Below are 24,472 nucleotides of genomic sequence, written 5' to 3' on the forward strand. Positions count from 1 at the left end.
AACGCGCACCCCCTTCGCCCCGACACAAAGGACGGTAAAGCGTTGAGTCGCTACGTGGATTGGGCTTTCGCCGCGGCTTCGGCGCGCCGTCTGGCACCGAGCGGACCGAAGGTCGAGATGGCCGAGGCGCACGAGATCATCGAGGAGATCCGCGCGCTTGCGGCCGCGGCGCACGAGCCCGTCGCGACGACGGCCCAGATGGTGACGCCCCCCGATGCGCCGCCGCCACTCGTCGTCGACCGGGGGCTGTGGATCGACACGAACGCGCGGTCGATGTCGGCCATGCTCGACCCGGTCGTGGAGAAGGCCGCCGGTGGGGGGATGGCTCCGAGCTCGGTAGCGCGCCTGGTGGGCGGTAAGTTGACCGCGCTCGAAGCCGGCGGGCTGCTTGCCTTCATGTCGGCGAAGGTCTTGGGGCAGTACGACATTGCTCCCGGCGGGACGCCGACGCTCATGCTTGTGGCCCCAAACATGGTCCAGGTCGCGCAGGAACTGGACCTGGTGCCACGAGATTTCCGCTTCTGGGTGTGCCTCCACGAGGAGACCCACCGCGTGCAGTTCACCGCCGTCCCCTGGCTCCGAGAGCACGTCATCACCACCGTCCAGACGCTGATGTCCGAGATGGTGCCGGAGCCCGGAGACCTACCGGACCGCCTCCAGCAGGCCGCGCGCGAGATCCCGCGGCTTTTCGGCGGCGAAAGCAACGGGCTGATGGAGATCTTCGCGACGCCCGAGCAGCGCGCCCAGATCGCAGACCTCACCGCGGTCATGTCGCTGCTCGAAGGTCACGCGGACGTGGTGATGGACGACGTCGGCCCTGAGCACGTGCCGACCGTGTCGACGATCCGGCAGCGGTTTGAGGCGCGGCGCAAATCTCTCGGCAGTGCCGATAAGGTCCTGCGGCGCCTGCTCGGGCTCGACGCCAAGATGCGTCAGTACCGCGATGGTGCGGCCTTCGTCCGCGGGGTGCAGGAGGCTGTGGGCGTCGAGGGGTTCAACGCCGTGTGGACCTCGCCGCACACCCTGCCGCGCGCCGAAGAGATCACCGACCCGCAGGCCTGGGTCACCAGAGTCCACGGCTGATCCCTTCACTGGTTGGATGTCTTGCGCCGTCGGCTGTGACGGGGCGATACATCGAATCGAGGGATGATCGGGGCATGGGAGCGGGACATCCGGCGCAGGCGGCCGTGCGGCGCGCCGTGCGCGAAGCGCTCGCGGCGCTCGATGGACCGATGGTGCTCGCCGCCGTCAGCGGGGGTGCGGACAGTTTGGCGCTCGCGGCGGCCCTTGCCGCGGAGGCCGACGCGGCCGGAGTCCGGGCAGGCGCGGTGATCGTCGACCACGGTCTCGCCGAGGGCAGCGCGCAGGTGGCGGCCCGCGCAGCCGAGCAATGCCGAGCGCTCGGACTCGACCCGGTGGAGGTCGCGGCGGTCGAGGTCGAGCGCACCAGCGCCGGGCTGGAGGCCGATGCCCGTCGGGCCCGCTATGCGGCGCTCGACGCGGCCGCCGAGCAAATGGCGCGCGGGATGGTCGACCCTGCCGGAGGTACCAAGGGTCCGGGGGGCGCGCACGACGGCGTCGCCATCCTCCTCGGGCACACCCGGGACGATCAGGCCGAACAGGTCCTGCTCGGGCTCGCGCGGGGGAGTGGCGCGCGCTCCCTCGCGGGGATGCCGGCGAGGCGCGGTCGGTACCTGCGCCCCCTTCTCACCGTCGACCGCGCGACCACCGAATCGGCCTGCGCGGCATGGGAACTCACGCCATGGCGAGACCCGATGAACGACGATCCCGGCTATGCGCGGGTAAGGGCTCGGCGGGCGCTGCGCGACCTCGAGCGCGACCTCGGGCCGGGGATCGCCGAGGCCCTCACCCGCTCCGCAGATCAGCTCCGCGCCGACGCCGACCACCTCGATCACCTCGCCGAGGAAGCGGCCGCCCCCTTCATTCGAGGTATCCCGCCGTCGCCTCTGACCTCCGAATACATCGAACCGGCGGAAGGGGGCATCGCGGTCGACGACCTCCTCACGCTGCCCGACGCGATCCGCACCCGCGTCTGGCGCCGCCTGCTGATCGCCGCCGGCGCTCCCGCTGGGCGTCTCACGGCTCATCATGTCGCCGCGTGTGACGCGCTGCTCACCGCCTACCGCGGCCAGGGCCCGCTGCACCTTCCGGGCCCCCTCCACGTCAGCCGTCGGCGGGTCGGGCGAGCCGCCCGGGTGTTCATCGCCCCCGCACCTCCGGTTGAATAGGCCACGCGAGCCGACCGACGCCGACCCAGGTACCGCGAGCCCCAAGAGGAGACCCCGACGTGGACGCCAGCGACATTTCGAACGATCTTGAGCGGGTGCATTGCACCGAGGAGCAGATCCAGGCGCGCCTCGCCGAACTCGCCCAGGAGGTCTGGGACCACTACGACGGTGAGGATTTCCTCCTCGTCGGCGTGCTGAAGGGGGCGGTCATGGTGATGGCCGACTTCATGCGGCACCTGCCCGGCTCGGCGCCGATGGACTGGATGGCGGTCAGTTCCTACGGTTCGGGCACCAAGTCGTCCGGCGTCGTGCGCATCTTGAAGGACCTCGACACCGATATCACCGACCGGCACGTCCTGATCGTCGAGGACATCATCGACTCCGGCCTCACCCTCAGTTGGATCCGCGCGAACCTCGAATCCCGCTCCCCGCGCAGCGTCGAAATCCTCACCCTGCTCCGTAAGCCCGATGCCGCGAAGGTCGAGATCGACACCCGATGGGTCGGTTTCGACATCCCCAACGAGTTCGTCGTTGGCTACGGGCTGGACTTCGCCGAGGGCTATCGCAACCTGCGTCAGGTCGCGACCCTGGCCCCCCACGTGTACTCCTAATCCCGCGTTTTCGGCCCGAAGGGGGAACACCGCGGGCCCCGTGGTCGTTGACGGCAGGGACGCGACACCCCCTTCGGGTCAGGTAGTTTCGTCTCTCATGACATTGGCTGCGCTCGTCATGCCTCGGCGGCGCGGCCTCGCCAACTAGGAAGATCGGGACACCCGAACCCCACATGAACGCGAAGAAGTCCATGCGCGCGCCCCTGCTGGTGGCGCTGCTCGTCGCCCTCGGTCTGCTGCTCGTCTTTAACCTCGGCGGCAACGACGGGTACGAGCGGATTGACACCTCGGCTGCCGAGCAGCTGATCAAGGACGGCAAGGTCGACACCGCCGAGTTCTCCTCGACCAATGTCTTGAAGATGACCCTGAAGGACGGCGAGACCTACTCCGACGGTGAGCAGGTCGTGAACGCGACTAAGCTCGAGACCGAGTACGTCAACGCGCGCTCGCGCTACATGGTCGACCTCGTCGACCAGCACGCGGGCGGTGCGATCAACGACACGATCGAGCACCCCAGCATCTGGTCGACGATCGCCTTCTCCTTCCTGCCGGTGATCCTGCTGGTCGGCCTCTTCTGGTTCTTGATGAGCCAGGCCCAGGGCGGTGGCGGCAAGGTCATGCAGTTCGGCAAGTCCCGTGCCAAGCTCGCCGCCAAGGACACCCCGAAGGTCACCTTCGCCGATGTCGCGGGCGCCGATGAGGCCGTCGAGGAGCTCTACGAGATCAAGGAGTTCCTCGAGGAGCCGAGCAAATTCCTCGCCGTGGGCGCCAAGATCCCGAAGGGGGTCCTGCTGTACGGCCCTCCCGGCACCGGTAAGACCCTGCTCGCGCGCGCCGTCGCTGGCGAAGCGGGCGTCCCCTTCTACTCCATCTCCGGTTCGGACTTCGTCGAGATGTTCGTCGGTGTCGGCGCGAGCCGCGTGCGTGACCTCTTCGAGCAGGCCAAGGCGAACGCCCCGGCGATCGTCTTCGTCGATGAGATCGACGCCGTCGGTCGTCACCGTGGCGCGGGCCTCGGTGGTGGGCACGACGAGCGCGAGCAGACCCTGAACCAGCTCCTCGTCGAAATGGACGGTTTCGACGTCAAGACCAATGTGATCTTGATCGCGGCGACCAACCGTCCCGACATCCTCGACCCCGCGCTGCTGCGCCCCGGTCGTTTTGACCGCCAGATCGCCGTCGAGGCGCCCGACATGATCGGCCGCCACCGGATCCTTGAGGTGCACGCGCAGGGCAAGCCGATGGCCCCGGGTGTCGACCTGCTCGCCGTCGCGCGGCGTACTCCCGGCATGACCGGTGCCGATCTCGCCAACGTCCTCAACGAGGCCGCCCTGCTGACCGCCCGCAGCGACCAGCAGTTCATCGACGACGCGATCCTCGATGAGGCGATCGACCGCGTGATGGCCGGTCCGCAGAAGCGCACCCGCATCATGAGCGCCAAGGAACGCAAGATCACCGCGTACCACGAAGGGGGTCACGCGCTCGTCGCCGCCGCGATGAACCACACCGACCCCGTCACCAAGGTGACGATCCTGCCGCGCGGTCGCGCCCTCGGATACACGATGGTCATGCCGACCGACGACAAGTACTCGACGACGCGTAACGAGATCCTCGACCAGTTGGCCTACGCCCTCGGTGGCCGGGTCGCGGAGGAGATCATCTTCCACGACCCGACGACCGGCGCCGCGAACGACATCGAGAAGGCCACCGCGATGGCCCGCAAGATGGTGACCGAATTCGGGATGAGCGAGCGGATCGGCGCGGTGAAGCTGGGCCAGAGCCAGGGCGAGGTCTTCCTCGGCCGCGACATGGGCCACCAGCGTGACTACAGCGAAGAGGTCGCCGGGGTCGTCGATGAAGAGGTGCGTCGCTTCATCGAGGCCGCGCACGACGAGGCGTGGCATGCCCTAAACGACAACCGCGATGTCCTCGACCGTCTCGTGCTGGAGTTGCTCGAGCACGAGACCCTCAACGCCAAGGAAATCGCCGAGGTCTTCGCCGATGTCCGCAAGCGCCCGCAGCGCCCGACCTGGCTCTCCAGCGAGGACCGGCTCCTCAGCGACCGGCCGCCGGTCCTGACCCCGGCCGAGCGGGCGGCGATGGAGGCCCGCGAGGTCCACCCGTCGCCGACGGGTGCTCCGCCCGCGGGGGTGGGGCGTCAGCCGGGTGATCCGGCCCTGACCCAGGCCATCAATGAGGCGGCCGAAGACGGAGCGGGCCCACCGCAGGAGACTCCGCTGGAGGAGACCCGCGAGGTGCCCGAAGGCGGCCGCGTCGACACCGATCCGCAGTACTGATCCGAAGGGAGCGCACATGAGGGCCGCTGACGCCACCAGCGACAACGACGAACTCGGCGGCGTCGCGCCCGCTCCCGGCGTCGACCTCCCTCGGATCGAGGCGGCGGTCCGCGAGATCCTCCTCGCGGTCGGGGAAGACCCCGACCGCGAGGGTCTGCTCGACACCCCGTCACGCGTAGCCCGCGCCTACGCGGAGGTCTTCTCCGGACTCCACCAGGACGCCTCGGACCTGCTCGCGACCACCTTCGATATCGACCACGACGAGCTCGTTATCGTCCGCGATGTCTCCTTGTACTCCACCTGCGAGCACCACCTCGTCCCCTTCCACGGGGTGGCGCACGTCGGGTACATCCCAGGCCCGAGCGGGNACCACCTTCGATATCGACCACGACGAGCTCGTTATCGTCCGCGATGTCTCCTTGTACTCCACCTGCGAGCACCACCTCGTCCCCTTCCACGGGGTGGCGCACGTCGGGTACATCCCAGGCCCGAGCGGGAAGGTCACCGGCCTATCCAAACTGGCTCGCCTGGTCGACGTCTACGCCAAGCGCCCGCAGGTCCAAGAGCGGCTGACCAGCCAGATCGCCGATGCCCTGACCGAGCATCTCGACGTCCAGGGCGTCATCGTCGTGGTCGAGGCCGAGCACCTGTGCATGTCGATGCGGGGAGTCCGCAAGCCCGGCGCCACCACCATCACCTCCGCCGTGCGCGGCCAACTGCGCGATCCGGCCACGCGAGCCGAGGCGATGGCGCTCCTCACCGGCGGCGGCCGGTGATCCCCCCGGGCCGCGTCCTGCCCGAGCGCGGCGGACGCCCTCTCATCATGGGAGTCCTCAACGTCACCCCCGACTCCTTCAGCGACGGTGGGCAATGGGCCGACGGCGACGCGGCGATCGCGCACGGTGTGCAGCTCGCGGCAGAGGGCGCCTCGATCGTCGACATTGGCGGTGAGTCCACCCGACCCGGCGCCGAGCGACCGAGCGAACTCGAGGAGTTGCGCCGGGTCATCCCGGTCGTGCACGCCCTCACCGAGCAGGGGATCACGGTCTCCATCGACACGATGCGCGCCGAAGTGGCGCGGGCGGCGATCGATGCGGGCGCGACGATCATCAACGACGTGAGCGGCGGCCTCGCCGACCCCCAGATGCCGTCCGTCGTCGCCGAGACCGGCGCCCCCTTCGTCGTCATGCACTGGCGCGGCCACAGCGTGGATATGCAGGACCGCGCGCACTACGACGATGTCGTCGCGGACGTGCGGGCAGAGCTCGAAGCCCGGGTGTCGACCCTGCGCGATCAGGGCGTCGGCGACGACCAGATCATCGTCGACCCCGGGATCGGCTTTGCCAAGACCGCCGAGCACAACTGGGCGCTCCTGCGCGGCCTGGAGCGGATCATCGACCTGGGGTGGCCGGTCCTCATCGGGACCTCGCGCAAGGCCTTCCTTGGCCGGATCGGTCGAGCCGAAGGGGACGAACGGCCCCTGGACCGCCGCGATGTCGCGACCGCGATCACCTCCGCCTTCGCCGCGCGCCGAGGCGTGTGGGGCGTGCGAGTCCACGATGTCACGGCGACGGTCGATGCGCTCGATGTCGCCGCCGCGCTTGGCGTCGTCAACGAAGAGGAGAGGTCATGATGCGCCGTGGCATCGCGCCACAACTCGACCGAATCGCGCTCACCGAGGTGTCCGCGACCGGCTACCACGGGGTGCTCCCCGAGGAGAAGGAGGAAGGGCAAGAGTTCCGGGTCGATGTGACCTTGCACTTAGACCTCAACCGCGCCGCGCGCGAGGACGACCTGACCCAGACGGTCAACTACGCCGATGTCGCCGCCGGCATCGTGCAGCGGATCGAAGGGCCGTCGTTTGACCTGATCGAGAGCCTCGCCGACCGGATCGCTGCCGACGCCCTGGACTATCCCGGCGTCTACGAAGTCGACGTGACCGTCCACAAGCCGCAGGCACCGATCCCGCACCCCTTCGCGGACGTGACCGTGAGCATGACGCGGCGTCGCGAGATCCCGGTCGTGATTGCGATGGGAGCCAACCTCGGCGATCGTCACGCGTCGCTCATCGCCGCGATTGAAGGGATCTCGCGGGTCGTCACGATCACCACCATCGCCCCCTTCGTCGAGACCGACCCGGTGGGCCCGGAGCAGCCGGTCTACCTCAATACCGTGCTCACGGGGACGACCAGTTTGCCGCCGCGCGCGCTGCTCGCGGAACTGCACGGGATCGAGGCGCGGCTCGGCCGACTGCGTGAGGTGAGATGGGGCCCGCGCACGCTCGATCTGGACTTGATTCAGCACGGTGACCCTCGCCGCAATTCCGACCACCAAGAACATGCCGACGACCTGACCCTGCCTCACCCGCGGGCGCACGAGCGCGCGTTCGTGCTCGTCCCGTGGCTGCGCGCCGACCCCAGCGCCGTCCTTCGCGTCGGTGATCGGGTCGTGCCGGTCGCGGACCTGGTGGAGACGGTGGGCCGGGCGGGCGTTCACGAAATCGACCAGGCCCCCTGATGCTGCGCGAAGGCCTGCGGATCAGCACGGTCGCCATCGTGATGCTGGCGTGTGCGCTCGTCACCGCGTTTGGCACTGCCATGATCGCCGAGATGCCGCGCGTGCCCTGGATCGCGATCGGGTTGCTCGTCCTGATGGCCGTCATCGTCCTCGCGATCGGTTGGCCGGTACGCCGCCACACCCACGGCGGCAAGCGGGTCGAGTCGCTGCGCGCCGCCCGGGTGCTGGGACTCGCTCAGGCGAGCGCCCTCACCGGCGCGGGCGTCGCCGGCGTGTACCTCGGCCCGCTCCTACGGTTGCTTCCCGATCTTGGGTGGGCGGATTCGTCGGAACGAGCGCTTCGGCTGGGCCTGGCCGTGCTCGCTGCGCTCGCGGTGGTGGTGGCCGGATTGGTCGTCCAGGCGTGGTGTCGCGTCAACGAGGACGACGACGAAGACGACGTGCCGAAGGCCCCGGCGACCTAGGTCCCTAGCCCTTCGCCCTTCGTCCTGGGCCGGGTTCCCCCCTTCTGCGCGGGTTATCGCCAGCGGGCGCGGTTATTGCCGCGGCCCTTGGCGCGTGCTGCGGCGCAACGGGCCTACTTGTCGACGTCTCCGACCACGAAGAACATCGAACCCAGGATCGCGACCATGTCCGAGACCAGGTGCCCGGGCAACAGATCACCCAGGACGGCGACGTTGTTGAAAGAAGCCGAGCGCAGCTTGAGCCGCCACGGGGTCTTATCGCCGCGCGAGACGAGGTAATAGCCGTTGTGCCCGAGCGGATTCTCGGTCACCGTGTAGCGCTCACCTTCTGGCACCTTCAGCACCTTCGGTAGGCGCTGGTTGACCGGTCCTGGGGGAAGGGAGAGGAGCCGCTCCACGCAGACCTCGGCGAGGTCGAGACTCACATGGGTCTGCTCGAGGAGCACCTCGAGCCGGGCCAGGCAATCGCCAGCCTCGCGGGTGACGACCCGACCGGTACCCCCTTCGGCGAAGAGCTCGCCGTACGCGAGGTAAGGGGCATCGCGGCGCAGGTCCATATCGATCCCGCTCGCGCGAGCGATCGGACCGGTCACCCCATAGGCGAGGGCAAGGTCCGGGTCGAGGACGCCGACCCCCTTCGTCCGAGCGGTCAGGATCTCGTTGCCGACCAGCAAAGATTCGAGCTGCGGCATGCGCGAGCGGACACCTGCGATCGCGCCCGCGACGCGCTGAAGCCAGCCCGCGGGCAGATCGTCCTTGAGTCCCCCGACGCGATTGAACATGAAGTGCATGCGTCCGCCAGAGATCTCCTCCATGACGGCCTGAATCTCCTCGCGCTCGTGGAAGGCCCCAAACACCGGGGTGATCGCGCCGAGCTCGAGCGGGTACGAGCCGAGGAACATCAGGTGGTTTAAGACCCGGTTGAGCTCGGCGAGCAGGGTCCGGGCCCAGGTCGCCCGCTCGGGGACCTCCATGCCGAGCATGGCTTCAACGCCGAGGACGACGCCGAGTTCGTTGCCGAAGGCCGAAAGCCAATCATGTCGATTCGCCAGCACCGTGATCTGCCGGTAGTCGCGGACCTCGAAGAGTTTTTCCGCGCCGCGGTGCATGTACCCGATCACCGGGTCGGCGCTCACGATCCGCTCACCGTCGAGGACGACGCGCAGCCGAAGGACGCCGTGGGTCGCTGGGTGTTGCGGACCGATGTTGAGCACCATGTCGGCGCTCGTGAAGCCGCCTGCTCCGACGGCGAGCGTGGCCTCGGTGGTCGGCTCCGGCGAAGACATGCCCCCGAGTATGCCGAAGTGCGGCCGGCTCAGGAGAGGACCCACCAGAAGTCGGCTGTGCCACCGTGCCGGAGGTTGTACGCGGCGCTGCTGGCACCGATGGCGGCGAGATAGGCCGCGGGGTCGGTGCGTGCGAGCTCGATCGGCGGTTGGGCGGTGGGTGGGCCCCACCGGGCGAGCGCGTCGCGCTGGGTCATGCGCTCGACCTGCGGGAGGGAGTCCACCGCCACGTGTGCTGTGAGGTCGTGCCGACCGTCCGGGATGGGCGCGGTCAGGGCGCCGTCGCGATATCCGGCCAGGGTTCCGAGGCGGGGTCGAAGGGGGCGGACGTGTCCGTAGTCGATGGCGAGCGCGACGGCGACACCGGGTGCGGCGAGCACGCAGGCCCACGCGTCGTCACGGGGGCGCCCGACCTCGACGCGATCGCCGGGGACAGCATCGTCGAGCGGCCACCACCGCTCGACCCAGGCGCGGTCGGCCTCGGAGAGGGGGCCGGTGAGGCGTTCCCTCCCTTCGTGGTCGACGGCGACCTCGCGCAGGGCACCCCCTTCATCGACGTCGGCGATCGGGCAGGGGACGACATCGAGCCACTCGTTCGCAACGACGAGCGCCCGCCGGTGCCCTCCAGTGATGGTGGCCGGGACGGTGGCGCCGCCCGGGGAGGACTGCCAATCGATCGACGGCGCAAGGGATTTCGGCCGGTCAATGACGTCGATACCGATGAGGGGCACGTCCGCGTCGGCCGCGCGGAGGGCGGTGAGGAGTTCACCCCGCCCGGCGCCGAGATCGACGATCGCATCGCAGTCGCGTTCGGCCGCCACCGCGAGGAGGGCGTGGGCGAGGACGCTCCCGAGTGACCCGTGCGAGGCCGTCGTGAAGTGCCCCGCGGGACCCTCCGGGCGCTGGTAGAAGCCCCCTTCGCCGTAGAGCGCGTCCTGCCACGCCTCCGCCCAGGGCCGGTCGGGACCGTCATCTGCGAGCACGCCTCTAGTGTCCCCGACCCGGGTACGCCGTTCAGGCTGCGTCGGCGAAGGGGGTAGCGTCGGGGCTCGTGAGTGGCAGTGAGCGACCGTGCCTGCGCGTCGGTGTCGTCGGCGCCGGACGGGTCGGAGCGGTGCTGGGCGCCGCCCTTGCCGCAGCGGGCCACGACGTCACCGGCGCGAGTGCGGTCTCGCAGGCCTCTCGAGATCGCGCCGCCGATCTACTCCCCGATGTGCCGATCCGGGAGGTCCCGGAGGTCATCGCCGCCGCCGATCTGGTCTTGCTCGCGGTCCCTGACGATGCGCTCGAGGACCTGATCGCTGGACTGACTCGCACGCAGGCGTGGACTCCGGGCCAGATCGTGGTGCACACCTCCGGGCGGCACGGGCTCGCCCCCTTCGCGCCCACCGAGGGTCTCGGCCTGCTACCGCTCGCGATCCACCCGGCGATGACCTTCTCCGGCACGCGGACCGACCTGCAGCGCCTCACCGACGCGTGTTTTGGCGTGACAACCCCAGAGTCGATGCGCCCCGTCGCCGAAGCCCTCGTGCTCGAGATCGGCGGCGAGCCGGTCTGGGTCCCCGAAGCCGCCCGCCCGCTTTACCACGCGGCCCTGGCGCACGGGAGCAACCATCTCGTCACTCTCGTCGCTCAGTCCCTGGAGATCCTCGCCTCCGCCGGGATCGAGCACGGCGACCGGATCCTGCGCCCCCTTCTCGCGGCGAGCCTGGACGGGGCTTTGAGTTCCGGGGATGCCGCGCTGACCGGGCCCGTCGCTCGCGGGGACACAGGTACGGTGGCCTCGCACGTGCACCACCTGTCGGGCCTCGCGCCCGACATCCTCGCCGGTTACACCGCCGCGGCCCGAGCCACCGCGCAGCGCGCCGAACGGGCCGGGCGACTTCGCCCGAGCACCGTGGACGCTCTGCTCACGGTCCTTGACCCTCAACACCCTGACCAGGAGTCGTAGATGACCGCCACCGAGTCGAGCGCTGAGCGCGCGGCGCCCGTCGTCGCCCGCACCCGGCCCGAGCTGCGGGCCGCCCGGGCGGAGCTGAAGGGGGAGAGCGTCGCCGTGGTCATGACGATGGGGGCTCTCCACGAAGGCCACGCGACCCTGATCCGCATGGCCCGCGAGCAGGCCGATCACGTGATCCTCACGATCTTCTTGAACCCCCTTCAGTTCGGACCGAAGGAGGATCTGTCCCGCTACCCACGCACCTTCGATAGCGACATGGCGATCGCGACGGCCGAAGGGGTGGACCTCGTCTTCGCGCCCACGCCGGACGTGATCTACCAAGACGGAGACCCTGGGGTGCGGATCTCCGCCGGACCGCTCGGCGACGTCCTCGAGGGACAGTCGCGCCCCGGCCACTTCGACGGGATGCTCACCGTCGTCGCCAAGCTCATGCACCTCACGGCCGGCACCCTCTTCTACTACGGCCAAAAGGATGCCCAGCAGCTCCTGCTGATCCGCCGCATGGTGCGCGACCTCGACCTCCCCGCGCGGATCGTTTCGGTCCCGACGGTGCGCGAACCCGACGGCCTCGCGATGAGCAGCCGCAACACCTACCTCTCGCCGAGCGACCGCGAGGTGGCCTTGTGCCTCTCCCGCTCACTGCGCGCCGGGGCTGCGGCCGCCGAGGAGGGGCCGTCAGCCATCCGGCGCGCCGCCCGCAAGGTGCTCGTCGAGGAGCCGCTCGCCCTGGTCGATTACCTGGTGCTCGTCCACCCGACGACCCTCCAGGACGTCCCCGAGTGGTACAAGGGCGAGGCCCTGCTGGCGCTGGCCGCTCGCGTCGGGACTACCCGCCTCATCGACAACACTCCGATCCTCGTCGGCCCAGGTGGCGGCGCTCGCGATGTCTTCAGCGATGTGCCAGAGGCGCCCGCAGCGCCGATCCTGCCGGCCTGACACCTGCCCCCCTTCGAGAGGACACCCTCCGTGCAGCGCTTCATGCTCCAGAGCAAGATCCACCGAGCCACGGTGACCCAGGCCGACCTGCATTACGTCGGGTCGCTGACGATTGACCAGGACCTGCTGGAGGCCGCCGACCTGCTGCCCGGCCAGCAGGTCGATGTCGTCGACGTCGATAACGGGCATCGCCTCACGACCTACGCCATCGTCGGCGAGCGGGGGAGCGGCATCGTGTGCATCAACGGTGCGGCGGCTCGCCTGGTCCAGCCCGGCGACACCATCATCATCATCGCCTACGCCGCCATGGACGATGAGGAGGCGCGCACCTACGAGCCGCAGGTGGTCTTCGTCGACGGCAACAACAAGATCGTCGAGGTCGAGCACGACCCGGGGGATGTGCCCGATGGGTTCGGGTTGCGCACCTCGGCGGTCACCTCGCGGCAGCACGATTGGCAGGACGACGGTGAGTGACCCCCTTCAGGTGCGGCTGCCGCGACGGCTCACCGCGCCCGAACCAGGTTGGGTCACCGAAGCCGATGTCATCGTCGTCGGTTCGGGGATCGCGGGCCTGACCTGCGCGCTCGCGTTGCGGGAGAAGGGGGCGAGCGTCCTGCTCGTCACCAAGACCCTCCTGCATGCCGGCTCGACCGAGTGGGCGCAAGGCGGGATCGCCGCGGCCCTCGACCCCGAGGACTCGCCCCGTGAGCACCTCGACGACACGCTCGTCGCGGGCGTGGGCCTGTGCGACGAAGACGCCGTCGAGACCCTCGTGACCGAGGGGCCGCAACGGGTCCGGGAACTCGTCGCGCTCGGCGCGCGGTTCGACACCGACGCGGCCGGCGAGATCACCCTGACGCGCGAAGGGGGTCACCACCGCGACCGCATCGCGCACGCGGGTGGGGACGCGACCGGGCAGGAGATCTCCCGCGCGTTGATCGCTCAGTTGCGGCGGGTCGCCGAGGATCCCGGGATCGAGGTCATCGAGCAAGCCCTCGTCGTCGACCTGTTGACCTCCGAGGACGGCAGCGTCTGCGGAGTCACCCTGCACGTCATCGGCGAGGGTGAGATCGACGGGGTGGGGTCGGCGCGAGCGCGCGCGGTCGTGCTTGCGACCGGGGGTCTCGGGCAGATCTACTCCTCCACGACGAACCCCCCGGTCGCCACCGGCGACGGGATGGCGGCCGCCCTTCGCGCGGGTGCGGTCCTCGCGGACGTGGAGTTCGTCCAGTTCCACCCCACCGTGCTCTATCTCGGGGAGGGCTCGACGGGCCAGCAGCCGCTGATCTCGGAGGCGGTGCGGGGCGAGGGCGCCTTCCTCGTCGATGGTGACGGGCAGCGCTTCATGCAGGGTCGTCACCCGCTGGGCGATCTCGCGCCACGCGATGTCGTCGCGCGCGCCATCCTCGAGCGGATGGCTGCGACCGGCACCGACCACGTCTGGCTCGATGCACGCCACCTCGGGGCCGACTTCTTACAGCGGCGCTTCCCATCGATCGTCGCGCGCTGCCGCGAACTCGGCCTCGATCCCTCCACCCAGCTGCTGCCCGTTGCCCCGGCTCAGCACTACGCGTCTGGGGGTGTGCGAACCGACCTCGACGGGCGGACCTCCCTTCCCGGCCTCTACGCGTGCGGCGAGGTGTCATGCACCGGCGTCCACGGCGCGAACCGGTTGGCCTCGAACTCCCTGCTCGAGGGGCTCGTCTTCGCCCATCGCATTGCCGATGACATCGCCGATCGGCTGCAGACCGGTCTGCCGCAATGCGATCCGGCTCCGTGGCCCGACCCGCCGCGCGGGATGGTGGACGCGGACATCCTGGACTCGGGGCACCGCCTGGACGTGCAGCGCGCGATGACGGCGGGTTCCGGGCCGGTCCGCAGTGCCTCGTCAACGCTCAAAACCCTGAGACGCCTGCGCGAGCTCGCCGACCTCGAGCCCGTCGAAGCCGAGCCCGGCCCGCGCACCTGGGAGACCACCAACTTGCTCCACCTCGGTCAGGCCCTCTCGGTCGCGGCGCACTTGCGCGAAGAGACCCGTGGCGGGCACGTCCGCAGCGACTACCCGGAGCGTGACGACGAGGGGTGGTCCGCCCACCTTCTGCTGCTCCGCGACCCGGAGGACGGCGAGCTCGTGACGATTCAGTTGGATGTGGATTTGGCCTGGCCCGAAGGGGGAGAAGCATGAGTGAGCCGTTGGTGGCGGACTTCCCGGTCGAGGAGGCGCGCCGGGTCGTGCGCACCGCCCTGGCGGAGGACCTCGGGCCCCAGTCGCTCGATGTGACGACGATGGCGACCATCCCGGTTGACCAGCGCGAGACCGCCCACGTGGTGGCGCGGGAAGACGGCGTCCTCGCGGGCGCCGCCGTCATCGATCTGGTGCTTGCTGAACTCGCCGCGCTGACCGGCGGTCAGGCCCCCTTCGTAGACCACCGGAAGAGCGATGGTGAGCGGTTCCGCCGAGGGGACGTGCTCGCCGAGATCAGCGGCCCCGCCCAGCAGATCCTGATGGCCGAGCGCACCCTGCTCAACGTTCTCTCGCGACTCTCTGGCGTCGCGACGCATACCCGCCGTTGGGCCGACGCCTTGGACGGCACCGAGTGCACGGTGCTCGATACCCGCAAGACCACCCCTGGCCTGCGCTGGCTGGAGAAGTACGCCGTGACCGCCGGCGGCGGCACCAACAAGCGAATGGGCCTGTACGACGTCGCGATGATCAAGGACAACCACAAGCTCGCCGCCGGCTCGGTGAGCGCCGCGTACCTTACGATCCGCGATCGGTACCCCGACGTGACAATCGAGGTCGAGGTCACGACGACCGAAGAGGCGATCGAGGCCCTCGGCGTGGGCTCGCGCTTCCTCATGTGCGACAACATGTCGGTCCCCCTTCTCGCCACCACCGTCGAGCAGGTGCGGGCCTGGGCGGCCGAACGGGGCGAACGCGTCGAGATCGAGGCGACCGGAGGGCTCACCCTCGCCGTCGCCCGTGAATACGCGCAGACCGGCATCGACTACATGAGCGTCGGCGGCCTCACCCACTCGAGCCCGATCATCGACATCGCCCTCGACCTCGCCTAACCCCCACCCCGACTGACCTGCCTTTGCTTAAGCACGTCCTCGTTGCTCATCCTCGAGGGTGAGCACCAAGGACGTGCTTAAGCAAAGTCGGGGCGGGTTGGGCGGTGAAGGGGGCCCGGTTTCCTTCGTTATCCTTGCTCGGTGAGCGAGAACCCCCCTTCGACCGTGCCTGCCGACGACCTGCCTGAGCAGATGAAGGTTCGGCGGGAGAAGCGGGATCGGCTCCTCGCGAGCGGCGCCGCTCCCTACCCGGTGAGCACCGGCCGCACCCACACCCTGGAGACGATTCGCGAGTCCTGGGGTCACCTGGAGGCCGGCGAAGAGACCGACGAGGTTGTGACGGTCGCCGGGCGCATCGTCTTTGTGCGGACCACGGGCAAGCTCGCCTTCGCGACGCTCCAAGAGGGAATCGGCACGCGACTGCAGGTGATGCTGAGCCTTGCCGAAGTGGGCGAAGAGGCCCTGGCGGCCTTCAAGAGCGATGCCGACCTCGGTGATCACATCTCCGTCACCGGGCGCGTCATCAGTTCGCGCCGCGGCGAGCTGTCCGTCATGGCCACATCGTGGGCGATGGTGAGTAAGGCGTTGCGCCCCCTTCCCGTCCTCCACAAGGAACTCTCCGAGGAATCGCGGGTCCGTCAGCGGTACGCCGACCTGATCGTGCGGCAGGAGGCCCGCGACATGGTGCGGACCAAGGCGGCCGTGCTGCGAGCCGTGCGGGCGACCCTGGATGGTGAGGGTTTCATCGAGGTCGAAACTCCGGTGCTGCAACTGATCCACGGAGGTGCCGCGGCGCGTCCTTTCGGCACGCACATGAATGCCTTTGATCAAGACATGTCGCTGCGGATCGCGCTCGAACTGAACCTGAAGAAGGCCGTCGTCGGCGGAGTCGACAAGATCTACGAAATGGGCCGGATCTTCCGCAACGAAGGGGTGGACGCCACCCACAGTCCGGAGTTCACGATGCTTGAGGCGTACGAGGCCTACGGGGATCAGACCAGTGTCGCCGAGTTGACCCGCCGGATCTATCTCGCGGTCGCCGATGCCGTCGGTTCCCGGCAGGTCGAGACGGACCGGGGAGTCGTCGATCTCGATGGTGAGTGGCGGTGGCTGTCGGTCTATCCCGCCCTATCCGAGGCTGTGGGTCAGCAGATCACGCCCGATACCTCACGCGATGACCTGATCGCCTTGGCGAAGGCGCGAGAGGTCGAGATCGATCAGGCATGGCCCGCAGGCAAGATCGTGATGGAACTCTTCGGCGAAATCGTCGAACCCGACATCTTGGAGCCCACTTTTGTTCACGACTACCCCGCCGAGGCTCAGCCGCTTGCGCGCCGACATGACGACGACCCGCGCCTTATTCACGCCTGGGATTTGATCATTGCCGGTGTCGAGCGCGGGACCGGGTTTACCGAGTTGATCGATCCGGTGATCCAGCGGGAGGTCCTGACCGCCCAGTCCCTGGCCGCGGCGGCAGGGGACCCCGAGGCGATGCAACTCGACGAGGATTTCCTGAGGGCCCTCGAATATGGCGCTCCGCCGATGGGCGGGATCGGGATTGGGATCGATCGAATGACGATGTTCTTCACCGGTGCCAATATTCGCGAAACGCTGCTCTTCCCCCACCTGAAGCCGGAGGCCTAAGGATCATGCAGGGTGTCTGGGACGCCGTCTGGCCGTATCTCGCGGCGTCGCTACCGACGATCGGCGTCGCTTTCCTCTTCTATTGGGTCGTGCGGTACATGATCCAGGCAGATCGCTCCGAGCGGCAGGCTCTGGCGAAGTGGAACCTGGAGCACGGGCGCGATGCTAAGACCCCGCCGGAGGCCCGGCAGCGGGAGTTCTCCGCCGAATCAGATCGCGCTCAGGACGAGGAAAAGCCCCGGGACTGAAGCGGTTCGGCGCTATCGAAATGCCGTAGATACAAACCCGCGCGAATTCTGACAGGTGTGTCTGGACGTTTCCTGGTCATTTCTTCCCATTCTTTGGGGTACTTGCTTCGCTTGCCTGGGCCGGGTTACGGTTGTCGTCTCCGGCGCTAACGTGTGGGGGTTTGCGCGCGCGAACTCGAGTCTCATAAGAGTGAAAGGCAATGCCGATGGCACAAAAAATCAAAGTTGAACTAATTGACGACCTCGCCAACGGGGACGGTCAGGAAGTCGAAGCCGCCGAAACCGTGAGTTTTGGACTGGATGGCTCGTCCTACGAGATCGACCTCACCTCCGAAAACGCCAAGGCGCTGCGTGAGGCCCTGGCGTCGTACATCGCGGTGGCGCGGCCGGTGGCGCGACGCAGCAGCGGTGGGGGTCGCAGCCACGCGAAGTCCGCCGTCCGCAAAGACCTCGGTGCGGTCCGCGAGTGGGCCCGCGCCGCGGGATACGAAGTGAGCGACCGGGGTCGCGTGCGCGCCGACATCCTCGAGGCGTACGACCGCGCTCACTGATCCACGGGAGTCCGCCCGACGTGACGAGCGCGCCCGATCTCAGCTGGCCGGAGGCCATTGAGGTCGCGGCGCGCTCCGTCGCTCACCTCACGATTCGCACGGCTGGCCCGGGCATGGCCGACCTGCCCCTTCCGTACGAGACCATCCGCCGTCAGCCGGAGATGGTTGAGCAGTGGATTCGCCAGTACGCGGAGGCCACCGCTGACTTCAACGGCGTATGCCCTCCGGGTGTCGCTTCTGCCTTCGTCTTGCAGTACACGCTGGATCCACTCGCGACGGCGACAGCAGCCCTCGCCGAGCGCTCGACCTGGGTCCCTGATCTTCGGCTCGATCGCTGGTCGATCGCCCTCGAGCCGACCGGCCTGTACCCGCTCGCCGTCCAGGTCCGAAGGGGGGCGGCCCGTCAGGTCCGCGACCCGAGCATCCGGCACGCCCTGGCCCGCGATGTCTACCGCTCAGCCGCGTCGTCGCTCGCCCGGCACCACCCTGCGCTAGAGAAGATGAGTTCCCGCCAGCGCTACGGCATGGTGGGGGACATGTGGGCGGGGGCGATCGCGCGCCTGCGTGGAGACCTGCCCCCGCGCCGCGTCTCCTGCTGCCTGATTTACGCGCTGCCGAGCTGCGAGCCCTGTGCGGGTTGCCCGCGCCTCTGACACGATCGGGACGCGAGAGCATCGCGGCATCGGCCGGCGCGCTCCTTCACCTCCCTGCGGTCGCGTCTAATGTGGGCGCGGGTGCTCTCAGATCAGAGCAGCCCGCAAATGAGTACCCGTTTCCGGGACGCGCCACGAGGAACCAGAGTTCTCAGGCGACGACAGCGCTCGCTGGCCGGCCGACTCCCGCTCGGCCTAGACCACAGCCGCCGAACGACTGCCGTCAGGGTAGGCGTGCGATGGGAGCTTCATCGGCGCTGACGACTTCGGTGGGGTCGCCTTCGCGGTAGTAGTCGACAAGTGGGACGCCTAACTCGGTGCGGTTGGCGCTGCCGTCTTGCCAGAGGATGAAGACGACAGAGGGCTCGACGAAGATCTGGGTAAGTTCAATCCTTCGTCCATCCTTAGTGGTGTAACGCACTCCCGCAGCTCGAGCACCTTTGGTTTGTTCGGTGTCGTTCGGGGCACTGACCGGCACGTCTGTAAACGCCGATGTGAGTTCCTCGATGAGACCGGGAGAAGTGATGGTGGTCCGCTCCACGGTCCTTGGGTCGGTGCCATAGGTGTAGAAATACAACTCGACCTTGGCGACGTCTGCTGCCTGGACACCCACGGATCGTTTTTGGGCGATGCACCCGGTTACAACGAGCGTCGCGACGATCGCCACGAGCGTGGAGACGATCGCCAGGTGGGTTGCCCCGGTGCGAGCGCCGAAGGTGCGGGGATCGCGGTGCTTCCGTGCTGGTCTCATATCCCCGACTTCATCCGGAACTTCGTGTTGGATCCCACACGACCACTGCGAGCCCTGCCAGAACTCCAGGCCATCCTGGAGTTCTCCTACCGTAAATGCTGATCCGGCGGGTAAGTACTCATCGGCGAGCGCGGCGTGCCAACCGCCGGAGCTTACGCGAGGTCAGCGAGGAGGTCGCCGTCCCGGTCGAGGCGCGCGAGGACTTGGTCGTAGCTGAGTTGCCGCAGCGAGCCCCCCTTCGCCGCGCCCTCTTCGACCTCGTCCCACGTGCGAGGGGCCGCGACCCATGGATCCTCCTTCCCCCGAAGGGAGTAGGGCGAGATCGTGGTCTTGTGTCCGTCGTTTTGCGACCAGTCGAGTAGGACCTTGCCGGGGCGCAGCGATTTGGTCATGCGGTAGACGATGAGATCGGGGTGGGCCTTCGTGAGCTCCTCGGCGAGGGTCCGCGCGAGCGTGGTGACCTGTTCGCTGCTGAGGTCGGTGCCGAGCGCCGCATAGAGCTGCATTCCTTTGCTCCCGCTGGTCACCGGGTGCAAGGTCATCCCGAGGCCACCGAGGCGTTCGCGCACGAGCAGGGCGACCTGACAGCACTCGGTGAGGGTCGCGGGCGCTCCGGGGTCCAGGTCGATCACCAACCGATCCGGGTCGGTGGGTTCGCCGTCCACCAACCGCCATTGCGGCACATGGAGTTCGAGCGCGTTGAGGTTGGCGATCCAGGTCAGCGTCGCGGTGTCGGGGACCAGGGGATAGGTGACATCTCCGACGTCGACCCGCTCGACCCAGGACGGTGCACCGGCCGGGACATTCTTTTCGAAGAAGGAGTCCTTCTCCACCCCGTGGGGCCATCGCACCCGCGTCACCGGGCGTCCCGCGAGATGCGGTAGGAGCACGGGCGCGACCTGCGCGTAGTAGGCGAGCACCTCCCCCTTCGTCGTCTCGGTCGCGGGGTAGAGGATTTTGTCGAGCGAGGTGAGGAGCAGGGTGCGTCCATCGACGGTGACCCGTGTGGGGTCGGCGGGGTCAGCCATGGCGCAGGTCCTCTTCGGTGAGATCGGTGCGGATGCCTTGGTAGGTGGGCTGGCGCAGGCGGCCCCCGTCGCTATGGCCGAGTGACTCGACCTCGATGATCACGCGCGGGCGGACCCATCGAGCGGTGTCGGCGTCGAGCGAGGGAACGGGGTCGATGAAGGGGGATTCGCTCACCTCGTCGGGGACAAGGAGCGCCTTGAGGCGCTCGCCCGCTCGCCCGGCGAGCCCCGAACCCAACCGACCGGCGAAGCGGAAGCCCCCTTCGGCGGGCAGACCGAGCAGCACTGCGCCGAGTCGCTCGGTCCCCACCTCCGGCCGCCAGCCGCCCACGACGGCCGAAACCCGTTGGCGGTGAGGGCTTTTGAGCCAGTCTGGGCTGCGCCGACCGCTGGCGTATGCGGAGGTGCGGCGCTTGCTCACGACCCCTTCGAGTCCGCGTTCGAGCGTCGCGGCGAACAGGGCCGGGCCGTCGTCGTAGGTCGGGGGGACCTGCCAGTGCGGTCCGCCCAAATCGAGCTGCTCGAGCAGGGCCCGGCGCGTGGTCCAGGGCTGGGCCGTGAGGTCGGTGCCGAGCAGGCGGAGCAGGTCGAAGACCATCAGCGTCACCGGCTGCTGGGCGGCAAGGCGTGCGGCCTTGGTGGCGTCCACGACGTGCATGCGGTCGGCGAGGGCTCCGAAGGAGGGGCGGCCCCCTTCAAGGACCACGACCTCAGCGTCAAGGAGCGCATCGTCGTAGGTGTCGGCGAGCCCTGCGAGTTCGGGGAAGGCGACGGTGACATCTCGGCCACTGCGCGCGGTAAGACTCAGCTCGCCGTCGTGGATCTCGGCGAGGACCCTCATTCCGTCCCACTTGACCTCGTGCACCCACTCGGGCCCGGTAGGGACCGACGACGTGGGTTCGGCAAGCATGGGACGCAGCGCCGAGTTGGCCGCCAAGGGCGAAGACCCTACTGCCCGTAGGTCTTCAGGCCGAAGACCTTGGTCCCGGTCGAACCACCGCGGAAGTCCGAACCCCGATAATCCGTGGAGTTGGGGTCGTACCAAACGCTCATCCGGCCGGTGCTGGTGAGGCCCATCACCAGTCGGCTCGACGCGTTCGCGCAGGGGCCGGTCGAAATGTCCCGGAAGCCCTTGAATCCGCTCGTCTTCAGCGTGAAGCTCCGCCATGAGGACGGGGATGAAATCGGGACGCGGTACTCGCGCAACTGACCGGAGGTCGTCGTCGCGAGGAAGACATCGGCCTGATAGCTGCCGCTGCCCACCGTCCGCTCGTAGACCATCTGACTGACGCCGCCGAAGGTCCTCGAAACGGTGCGTGGCGCAGACGGTTTCCCGGCGACGAGCGAGTAGCGGGTCAGCGTGGAGCCGGTGAGCCGGTAGAGGTAGCGGCTGTAGGCCATCTCACGGGTGTTCGACCAGCTGTTGGACAGCGTCGTGGTGGACCGGTTGGTGATGGTCCATTCGCCGCCGGACTTCGTGCCGCCCCACTCCAAGCGTCGGAGGGAACCGCCCGGCGTCACCAGGTAGTCGGTCGACGAAAAGCTCGTGTCACTGCCCATCCCACCGATGTTCTGCAGGGCCGCCGGTCGAAAACCCAGCCCTTTTTGGCGGTATGTCTGCGTTGTGGCCTGACCGTTTTTGTAGCCATACCAGTACCGGTCTCCGGAGCTGTTGAAGGCCGTAAAACCCCCCGCGCAACTGAGCGGGACTCCCGGCACCTGAGCGGTCACCGCCGGCGTCGCGCCGCTCGGCCTCGGTGCTGCGTGGGCGGCGGTCGGAAGGGCGATCACCGTCGCGGCGAGGATCGCGAGGGACGTGTATCGACGAACAGCCATGGGCATGGCCCTTCTCATCAAGGTGTGGTTGCCGCTCGTCAGTCTATGACCGCGAATCGCGGCGCCGATGCGGTGCGGCCGAGCGTCCACGAGCGCTACCCCTTCGCTCCCTTCGCGCCAGAGATGCTGACGACTAGCCTGGGTTGGTCCGACATCGCCCGAAGGGAGCCGAAGCATGCGCGCGATTTGGAAGGGGGCCGTCTCGTTCGGCCTCGTCAACGTGCCGGTCCGCCTGTACTCGGCGACCGAGAATCATGACGTGCAGTTCCGGCAGGTCCACGTGACCGACGGTGGGCGGATCCGGTACCGCCGCATCTGCCAGATCGACGGTGAAGAGGTCTCCTACGACGACATCGCCAAGGGGTATGAGACCGAGGACGGCGAGATGATCGTCCTCACCGACGAGGACATGAAGGATCTCCCGAGCAAGACGAGCCGGGAGATTTCGGTCGTGCAGTTCGTGCCGCGAGACCAGATCGACCCGCTGTATTTCGACAAGGCGTACTACCTCGAGCCCGACAAAAGTGCCGTCAAGCCCTACGTGTTGCTCCGCGACGCGCTCGCCGCCGAGGACCGGGTCGCGGTCGTCACGGTCTCGATCCGCACCCGGATGACGATGGCGGTGCTGCGCGTGCGCGACCAGATGATCGTCATGCAGACCTTGCTCTGGCCGGACGAGGTCCGCTCGGCCGATCAGTTCGGCGATCTCGGCGACGACACCGAGGCCAGCGAGGCCGAACTCTCCATGGCCCACCTCCTCGTCGAGCAGCTCGCCGGCGACTACGAACCCGATGACTACGAGGACGACTACGCCGCGGCGGTGAAAGCCCTCGTCGAGGCCAAGATCGAAGGGGGCGAGGTGGCAGCCCCAGCCGAGGCCGGCGAGACCAGCGGCGAGGTCGTCGACCTGCTCGCGGCGCTATCGGCGTCGGTCGAAAAGGCCAAGGAACGCCGCGGCGAGAAGGCGAGTTGAGGCCCGGACGGCACGGCCCTCTCGGGCGTCGACTGGCCCGACGAGGCGGTCGATATGCCTGAGGGCCACACCATCCATCGCCTCGCCCTGGATCTGGATCGCGCGTTCGCCGGGACCCATCCGTCGGTGTCCTCGCCGCAGGGCCGCTTCGCCGCCGGAGCGGCGCTGCTCGATGGGCGGGAGTTCCTCAGCGCCGACGCGTGGGGCAAACACCTCTTCGTCGAGTTCGCCGGCGACGCGTGGCTACACGTGCACCTCGGTCTGATTGGCACCTTCGTCATCGACGACACCCCGTGGGCGGCCGAAGCGCCCGTCCTCGGACAGCTGCGCTTGCGGATCGCGACCGAGCAGCACACCGCCGATCTGCGCGGCCCGATGACCTGCGCCGTGCTCACCCCGCCGGAGGTGGACGCCGTCGTCGCTCGCCTCGGCCCGGACCCCCTTCGCCCCGACGCCGACCCGGACCGCGCGTGGGCGCGAATCTCGCGCAGCCGCAAGTCGATTGCCGAGCTGCTCATGAACCAACAGGTGATCGCCGGGGTCGGCAACGTCTACCGCTGCGAGATCCTGCACCGCCACCGCATCGCCCCCTTCACGACCGGGCAGCAACTCAAGCCCGGGTCCTGGCGGCTGATCTGGGACGACCTCGTCACCCTGCTCCCGCTCGGAGTCGCGACCACCCGGATCGTGACGGTCCCCGAGCAGGTCGAGCAGGTCCAGGCGGCTCTGGCGAAGGGAGAAGAGCTGCGCCTCCCCGAACGCCGCTCCCTGGTCTACAAGCGGACCGGCCAGCCGTGTTGGCGGTGCGGGTCTCGGATTCGCGAGCGCGCCGTCGCGGGGCGCACCCTCTATTGGTGCGGGCGCTGCCAACGCCGCCACTAACCGAGCAGTGTCGCGACGCGCCCGACCCGAGCAGTCTCGGGAAACTCCGGGAATCTCGGGGACTTCCACGGGATTTCGGGAACTTCCAGTGACGGGTGAGGGTGCGACGCCGGAGGAAGGGGGCCCATCGCCGACTCGGGCGAAGGGCGGCCCCTGCAGTTCGTAGGGTGGGGCCATGTCAGTTGTGAAGATCAACGCCATCTCCGTCCCGCCGCAGGCTGCCGAGGAGCTGGAACGCCGCTTCGCTGCGCGGGCCGGGGCGGTCGACGGCTCGCCGGGCTTCCTCGGATTCCAGTTGTTGCGCCCGACGGCCGGCGAGGACCGCTACTTCGTCGTGACCCACTGGGAAGACGAGGAGAGCTTCGTTGCCTGGCGTGACGGTGATATGCGCGCCTCGCACGCGGGACATGGAGGCAAGCCGGTTTCCTCCGGCGCCGACCTGCTCGAGTTCGAGGTCGTCATGGACGTCCAGCCGCGCTCCTAATCCACTTCGGGTGGAGACTTTGACCGG

Annotated in this window: 26 protein-coding genes and 2 pseudogenes; 21 read left to right on the forward strand and 7 right to left on the reverse strand. The window is 68.5% G+C overall.

Features of this window, described 5'->3' with window-relative positions; genetic code table 11:
* The first annotated feature begins 42 nt into the window (after nt 1-42).
* From AB8K43_RS02695 to AB8K43_RS02715, 5 genes and pseudogenes are all read left to right on the forward strand, one after another.
* Nucleotides 43-1,083: a zinc-dependent metalloprotease gene (locus AB8K43_RS02695; protein ID WP_370891086.1), complete on the forward strand. Its 1,041-nt coding sequence runs from the start codon at nt 43-45 to the stop codon at nt 1,081-1,083.
* 74 nt (nt 1,084-1,157) lie between these two features.
* Entirely contained in the window at nt 1,158-2,249 is a 1,092-nt protein-coding gene (gene tilS / locus AB8K43_RS02700) for a tRNA lysidine(34) synthetase TilS (RefSeq protein ID WP_370891089.1), read from the forward strand.
* A 59-nt stretch (nt 2,250-2,308) separates the two neighbouring features.
* Complete coding sequence (gene hpt / locus AB8K43_RS02705; RefSeq protein ID WP_370891093.1) at nt 2,309-2,860, forward strand: hypoxanthine phosphoribosyltransferase; 552 nt, start codon at nt 2,309-2,311, stop codon at nt 2,858-2,860.
* A 173-nt stretch (nt 2,861-3,033) separates the two neighbouring features.
* Nucleotides 3,034-5,157, forward strand: a complete 2,124-nt coding sequence (ftsH, locus tag AB8K43_RS02710; RefSeq protein ID WP_370891097.1) for an ATP-dependent zinc metalloprotease FtsH — start codon at nt 3,034-3,036, stop codon at nt 5,155-5,157.
* 16 nt (nt 5,158-5,173) lie between these two features.
* Nucleotides 5,174-5,320: pseudogene (locus AB8K43_RS02715) on the forward strand (GTP cyclohydrolase I FolE); the annotation flags it as partial.
* Nucleotides 5,321-5,326: 6 nt separating this feature from the next.
* Here the strand turns inward: AB8K43_RS02715 and AB8K43_RS02720 are convergent.
* Nucleotides 5,327-5,497, reverse strand: a complete 171-nt coding sequence (locus AB8K43_RS02720) for a hypothetical protein (protein ID WP_370891232.1) — start codon at nt 5,495-5,497, stop codon at nt 5,327-5,329.
* A gap of 28 nt (nt 5,498-5,525) precedes the next feature.
* Between AB8K43_RS02720 and folE the strand changes: the two are divergent.
* From folE to AB8K43_RS02740, 4 genes and pseudogenes are all read left to right on the forward strand, one after another.
* A pseudogene (folE, locus tag AB8K43_RS02725) lies at nt 5,526-5,933 on the forward strand (GTP cyclohydrolase I FolE); the annotation flags it as partial.
* Nucleotides 5,934-5,980: 47 nt separating this feature from the next.
* Nucleotides 5,981-6,790 carry a dihydropteroate synthase gene (gene folP / locus AB8K43_RS02730; RefSeq protein WP_370891219.1) on the forward strand — a complete coding sequence of 270 codons (810 nt, stop codon included), beginning with the start codon at nt 5,981-5,983 and terminating at the stop codon, nt 6,788-6,790.
* Nucleotides 6,787-7,674 carry a 2-amino-4-hydroxy-6-hydroxymethyldihydropteridine diphosphokinase gene (folK, locus tag AB8K43_RS02735; RefSeq protein WP_370891101.1) on the forward strand — a complete coding sequence of 296 codons (888 nt, stop codon included), beginning with the start codon at nt 6,787-6,789 and terminating at the stop codon, nt 7,672-7,674. Before folP ends, folK begins: the two co-directional genes overlap by 4 nt.
* On the forward strand, nt 7,674-8,138 hold the full coding sequence (locus tag AB8K43_RS02740) for a DUF3180 domain-containing protein (RefSeq protein ID WP_370891104.1): 465 nt from the start codon (nt 7,674-7,676) through the stop codon (nt 8,136-8,138). Before folK ends, AB8K43_RS02740 begins: the two co-directional genes overlap by 1 nt.
* A gap of 113 nt (nt 8,139-8,251) precedes the next feature.
* On the opposite strand, the gene AB8K43_RS02745 is transcribed toward AB8K43_RS02740, so the two are convergent.
* Together AB8K43_RS02745 and AB8K43_RS02750 are read right to left on the reverse strand one after the other, a co-directional pair.
* On the reverse strand, nt 8,252-9,424 hold the full coding sequence (locus tag AB8K43_RS02745; RefSeq protein WP_370891106.1) for an NADH-quinone oxidoreductase subunit D: 1,173 nt from the start codon (nt 9,422-9,424) through the stop codon (nt 8,252-8,254).
* Between the two features lie 29 nt (nt 9,425-9,453).
* Nucleotides 9,454-10,407, reverse strand: a complete 954-nt coding sequence (locus AB8K43_RS02750) for an SAM-dependent methyltransferase (protein ID WP_370891109.1) — start codon at nt 10,405-10,407, stop codon at nt 9,454-9,456.
* 68 nt (nt 10,408-10,475) lie between these two features.
* On the opposite strand from AB8K43_RS02750, the gene AB8K43_RS02755 reads away from it, so the two are divergent.
* The 9 genes from AB8K43_RS02755 (at nt 10,476) to AB8K43_RS02795 (ending at nt 18,491) form a co-directional block, all read left to right on the forward strand.
* Complete coding sequence (locus tag AB8K43_RS02755; RefSeq protein ID WP_370891112.1) at nt 10,476-11,375, forward strand: Rossmann-like and DUF2520 domain-containing protein; 900 nt, start codon at nt 10,476-10,478, stop codon at nt 11,373-11,375.
* Nucleotides 11,376-12,320, forward strand: a complete 945-nt coding sequence (panC, locus tag AB8K43_RS02760) for a pantoate--beta-alanine ligase (protein WP_370891114.1) — start codon at nt 11,376-11,378, stop codon at nt 12,318-12,320.
* Between the two features lie 30 nt (nt 12,321-12,350).
* Nucleotides 12,351-12,794, forward strand: coding sequence for an aspartate 1-decarboxylase (panD, locus tag AB8K43_RS02765; RefSeq protein ID WP_370891116.1), 444 nt, complete (start codon nt 12,351-12,353; stop codon nt 12,792-12,794).
* Nucleotides 12,727-14,505: an L-aspartate oxidase gene (locus AB8K43_RS02770; protein WP_370891118.1), complete on the forward strand. Its 1,779-nt coding sequence runs from the start codon at nt 12,727-12,729 to the stop codon at nt 14,503-14,505. Before panD ends, AB8K43_RS02770 begins: the two co-directional genes overlap by 68 nt.
* Nucleotides 14,502-15,395, forward strand: a complete 894-nt coding sequence (nadC, locus tag AB8K43_RS02775; RefSeq protein ID WP_370891120.1) for a carboxylating nicotinate-nucleotide diphosphorylase — start codon at nt 14,502-14,504, stop codon at nt 15,393-15,395. The genes AB8K43_RS02770 and nadC overlap by 4 nt, the downstream gene beginning before the upstream one ends.
* A 192-nt stretch (nt 15,396-15,587) precedes the next feature.
* On the forward strand, nt 15,588-17,039 hold the full coding sequence (gene lysS / locus AB8K43_RS02780) for a lysine--tRNA ligase (protein ID WP_370891222.1): 1,452 nt from the start codon (nt 15,588-15,590) through the stop codon (nt 17,037-17,039).
* Between the two features lie 5 nt (nt 17,040-17,044).
* Nucleotides 17,045-17,287 (forward strand): lysyl-tRNA synthetase, encoded by a 243-nt coding sequence (locus AB8K43_RS02785; RefSeq protein WP_370891122.1) that lies wholly within the window; start codon nt 17,045-17,047, stop codon nt 17,285-17,287.
* 206 nt (nt 17,288-17,493) lie between these two features.
* Nucleotides 17,494-17,838, forward strand: coding sequence for an Lsr2 family protein (locus AB8K43_RS02790; protein ID WP_370891124.1), 345 nt, complete (start codon nt 17,494-17,496; stop codon nt 17,836-17,838).
* A gap of 20 nt (nt 17,839-17,858) precedes the next feature.
* Complete coding sequence (locus AB8K43_RS02795; RefSeq protein ID WP_370891125.1) at nt 17,859-18,491, forward strand: (2Fe-2S)-binding protein; 633 nt, start codon at nt 17,859-17,861, stop codon at nt 18,489-18,491.
* 223 nt (nt 18,492-18,714) lie between these two features.
* Here the strand turns inward: AB8K43_RS02795 and AB8K43_RS02800 are convergent, their stop codons facing one another.
* From AB8K43_RS02800 to AB8K43_RS02815, 4 genes are all read right to left on the reverse strand, one after another.
* Nucleotides 18,715-19,158, reverse strand: a complete 444-nt coding sequence (locus AB8K43_RS02800) for a hypothetical protein (protein ID WP_370891127.1) — start codon at nt 19,156-19,158, stop codon at nt 18,715-18,717.
* Nucleotides 19,159-19,394: 236 nt separating this feature from the next.
* Nucleotides 19,395-20,270, reverse strand: coding sequence for a non-homologous end-joining DNA ligase (gene ligD, locus AB8K43_RS02805; RefSeq protein WP_370891129.1), 876 nt, complete (start codon nt 20,268-20,270; stop codon nt 19,395-19,397).
* Nucleotides 20,263-21,207 (reverse strand): non-homologous end-joining DNA ligase, encoded by a 945-nt coding sequence (ligD, locus tag AB8K43_RS02810; protein WP_370891131.1) that lies wholly within the window; start codon nt 21,205-21,207, stop codon nt 20,263-20,265. Before ligD (AB8K43_RS02810) ends, ligD (AB8K43_RS02805) begins: the two co-directional genes overlap by 8 nt.
* Before the next feature lie 11 nt (nt 21,208-21,218).
* On the reverse strand, nt 21,219-22,106 hold the full coding sequence (locus AB8K43_RS02815; protein WP_370891133.1) for a hypothetical protein: 888 nt from the start codon (nt 22,104-22,106) through the stop codon (nt 21,219-21,221).
* A 175-nt stretch (nt 22,107-22,281) separates the two neighbouring features.
* On the opposite strand from AB8K43_RS02815, the gene AB8K43_RS02820 reads away from it, so the two are divergent.
* The 3 genes from AB8K43_RS02820 to AB8K43_RS02830 all read left to right on the forward strand — a co-directional run bounded on the left by AB8K43_RS02820 (nt 22,282) and on the right by AB8K43_RS02830 (nt 24,445).
* Entirely contained in the window at nt 22,282-23,079 is a 798-nt protein-coding gene (locus tag AB8K43_RS02820) for a Ku protein (RefSeq protein ID WP_370891134.1), read from the forward strand.
* A gap of 54 nt (nt 23,080-23,133) precedes the next feature.
* A complete protein-coding gene (locus tag AB8K43_RS02825) occupies nt 23,134-23,961 on the forward strand; it encodes an Fpg/Nei family DNA glycosylase (RefSeq protein ID WP_370891136.1) in 828 nt (275 codons plus the stop codon).
* A 175-nt stretch (nt 23,962-24,136) separates the two neighbouring features.
* Nucleotides 24,137-24,445 carry an antibiotic biosynthesis monooxygenase gene (locus tag AB8K43_RS02830; protein ID WP_370891140.1) on the forward strand — a complete coding sequence of 103 codons (309 nt, stop codon included), beginning with the start codon at nt 24,137-24,139 and terminating at the stop codon, nt 24,443-24,445.
* The last annotated feature ends 27 nt before the right edge of the window (nt 24,446-24,472 follow it).

The sequence above is a fragment of the Janibacter sp. GXQ6167 genome (genome assembly GCF_041365945.1).
Lineage (GTDB): Bacteria > Actinomycetota > Actinomycetes > Actinomycetales > Dermatophilaceae > JBGFSK01.

Coding starts and splice junctions, on each gene's coding strand:
- tilS (WP_370891089.1), top strand. CDS start 1,158: ATGGGAGCGGGACATCCGGCGCAGGCGGCCGTGCGGCGCGCCGTGCGC.
- ftsH (WP_370891097.1), top strand. CDS start 3,034: ATGAACGCGAAGAAGTCCATGCGCGCGCCCCTGCTGGTGGCGCTGCTC.
- folP (WP_370891219.1), top strand. CDS start 5,981: ATGGGAGTCCTCAACGTCACCCCCGACTCCTTCAGCGACGGTGGGCAA.
- folK (WP_370891101.1), top strand. CDS start 6,787: ATGATGCGCCGTGGCATCGCGCCACAACTCGACCGAATCGCGCTCACC.
- AB8K43_RS02740 (WP_370891104.1), top strand. CDS start 7,674: ATGCTGCGCGAAGGCCTGCGGATCAGCACGGTCGCCATCGTGATGCTG.
- AB8K43_RS02745 (WP_370891106.1), bottom strand. CDS start 9,424: ATGTCTTCGCCGGAGCCGACCACCGAGGCCACGCTCGCCGTCGGAGCA.
- panC (WP_370891114.1), top strand. CDS start 11,376: ATGACCGCCACCGAGTCGAGCGCTGAGCGCGCGGCGCCCGTCGTCGCC.
- AB8K43_RS02770 (WP_370891118.1), top strand. CDS start 12,727: ATGGGTTCGGGTTGCGCACCTCGGCGGTCACCTCGCGGCAGCACGATT.
- nadC (WP_370891120.1), top strand. CDS start 14,502: ATGAGTGAGCCGTTGGTGGCGGACTTCCCGGTCGAGGAGGCGCGCCGG.
- lysS (WP_370891222.1), top strand. CDS start 15,588: ATGAAGGTTCGGCGGGAGAAGCGGGATCGGCTCCTCGCGAGCGGCGCC.
- AB8K43_RS02785 (WP_370891122.1), top strand. CDS start 17,045: ATGCAGGGTGTCTGGGACGCCGTCTGGCCGTATCTCGCGGCGTCGCTA.
- AB8K43_RS02790 (WP_370891124.1), top strand. CDS start 17,494: ATGGCACAAAAAATCAAAGTTGAACTAATTGACGACCTCGCCAACGGG.
- ligD (WP_370891129.1), bottom strand. CDS start 20,270: ATGGCTGACCCCGCCGACCCCACACGGGTCACCGTCGATGGACGCACC.
- AB8K43_RS02815 (WP_370891133.1), bottom strand. CDS start 22,106: ATGGCTGTTCGTCGATACACGTCCCTCGCGATCCTCGCCGCGACGGTG.
- AB8K43_RS02820 (WP_370891134.1), top strand. CDS start 22,282: ATGCGCGCGATTTGGAAGGGGGCCGTCTCGTTCGGCCTCGTCAACGTG.
- AB8K43_RS02825 (WP_370891136.1), top strand. CDS start 23,134: ATGCCTGAGGGCCACACCATCCATCGCCTCGCCCTGGATCTGGATCGC.
- AB8K43_RS02830 (WP_370891140.1), top strand. CDS start 24,137: ATGTCAGTTGTGAAGATCAACGCCATCTCCGTCCCGCCGCAGGCTGCC.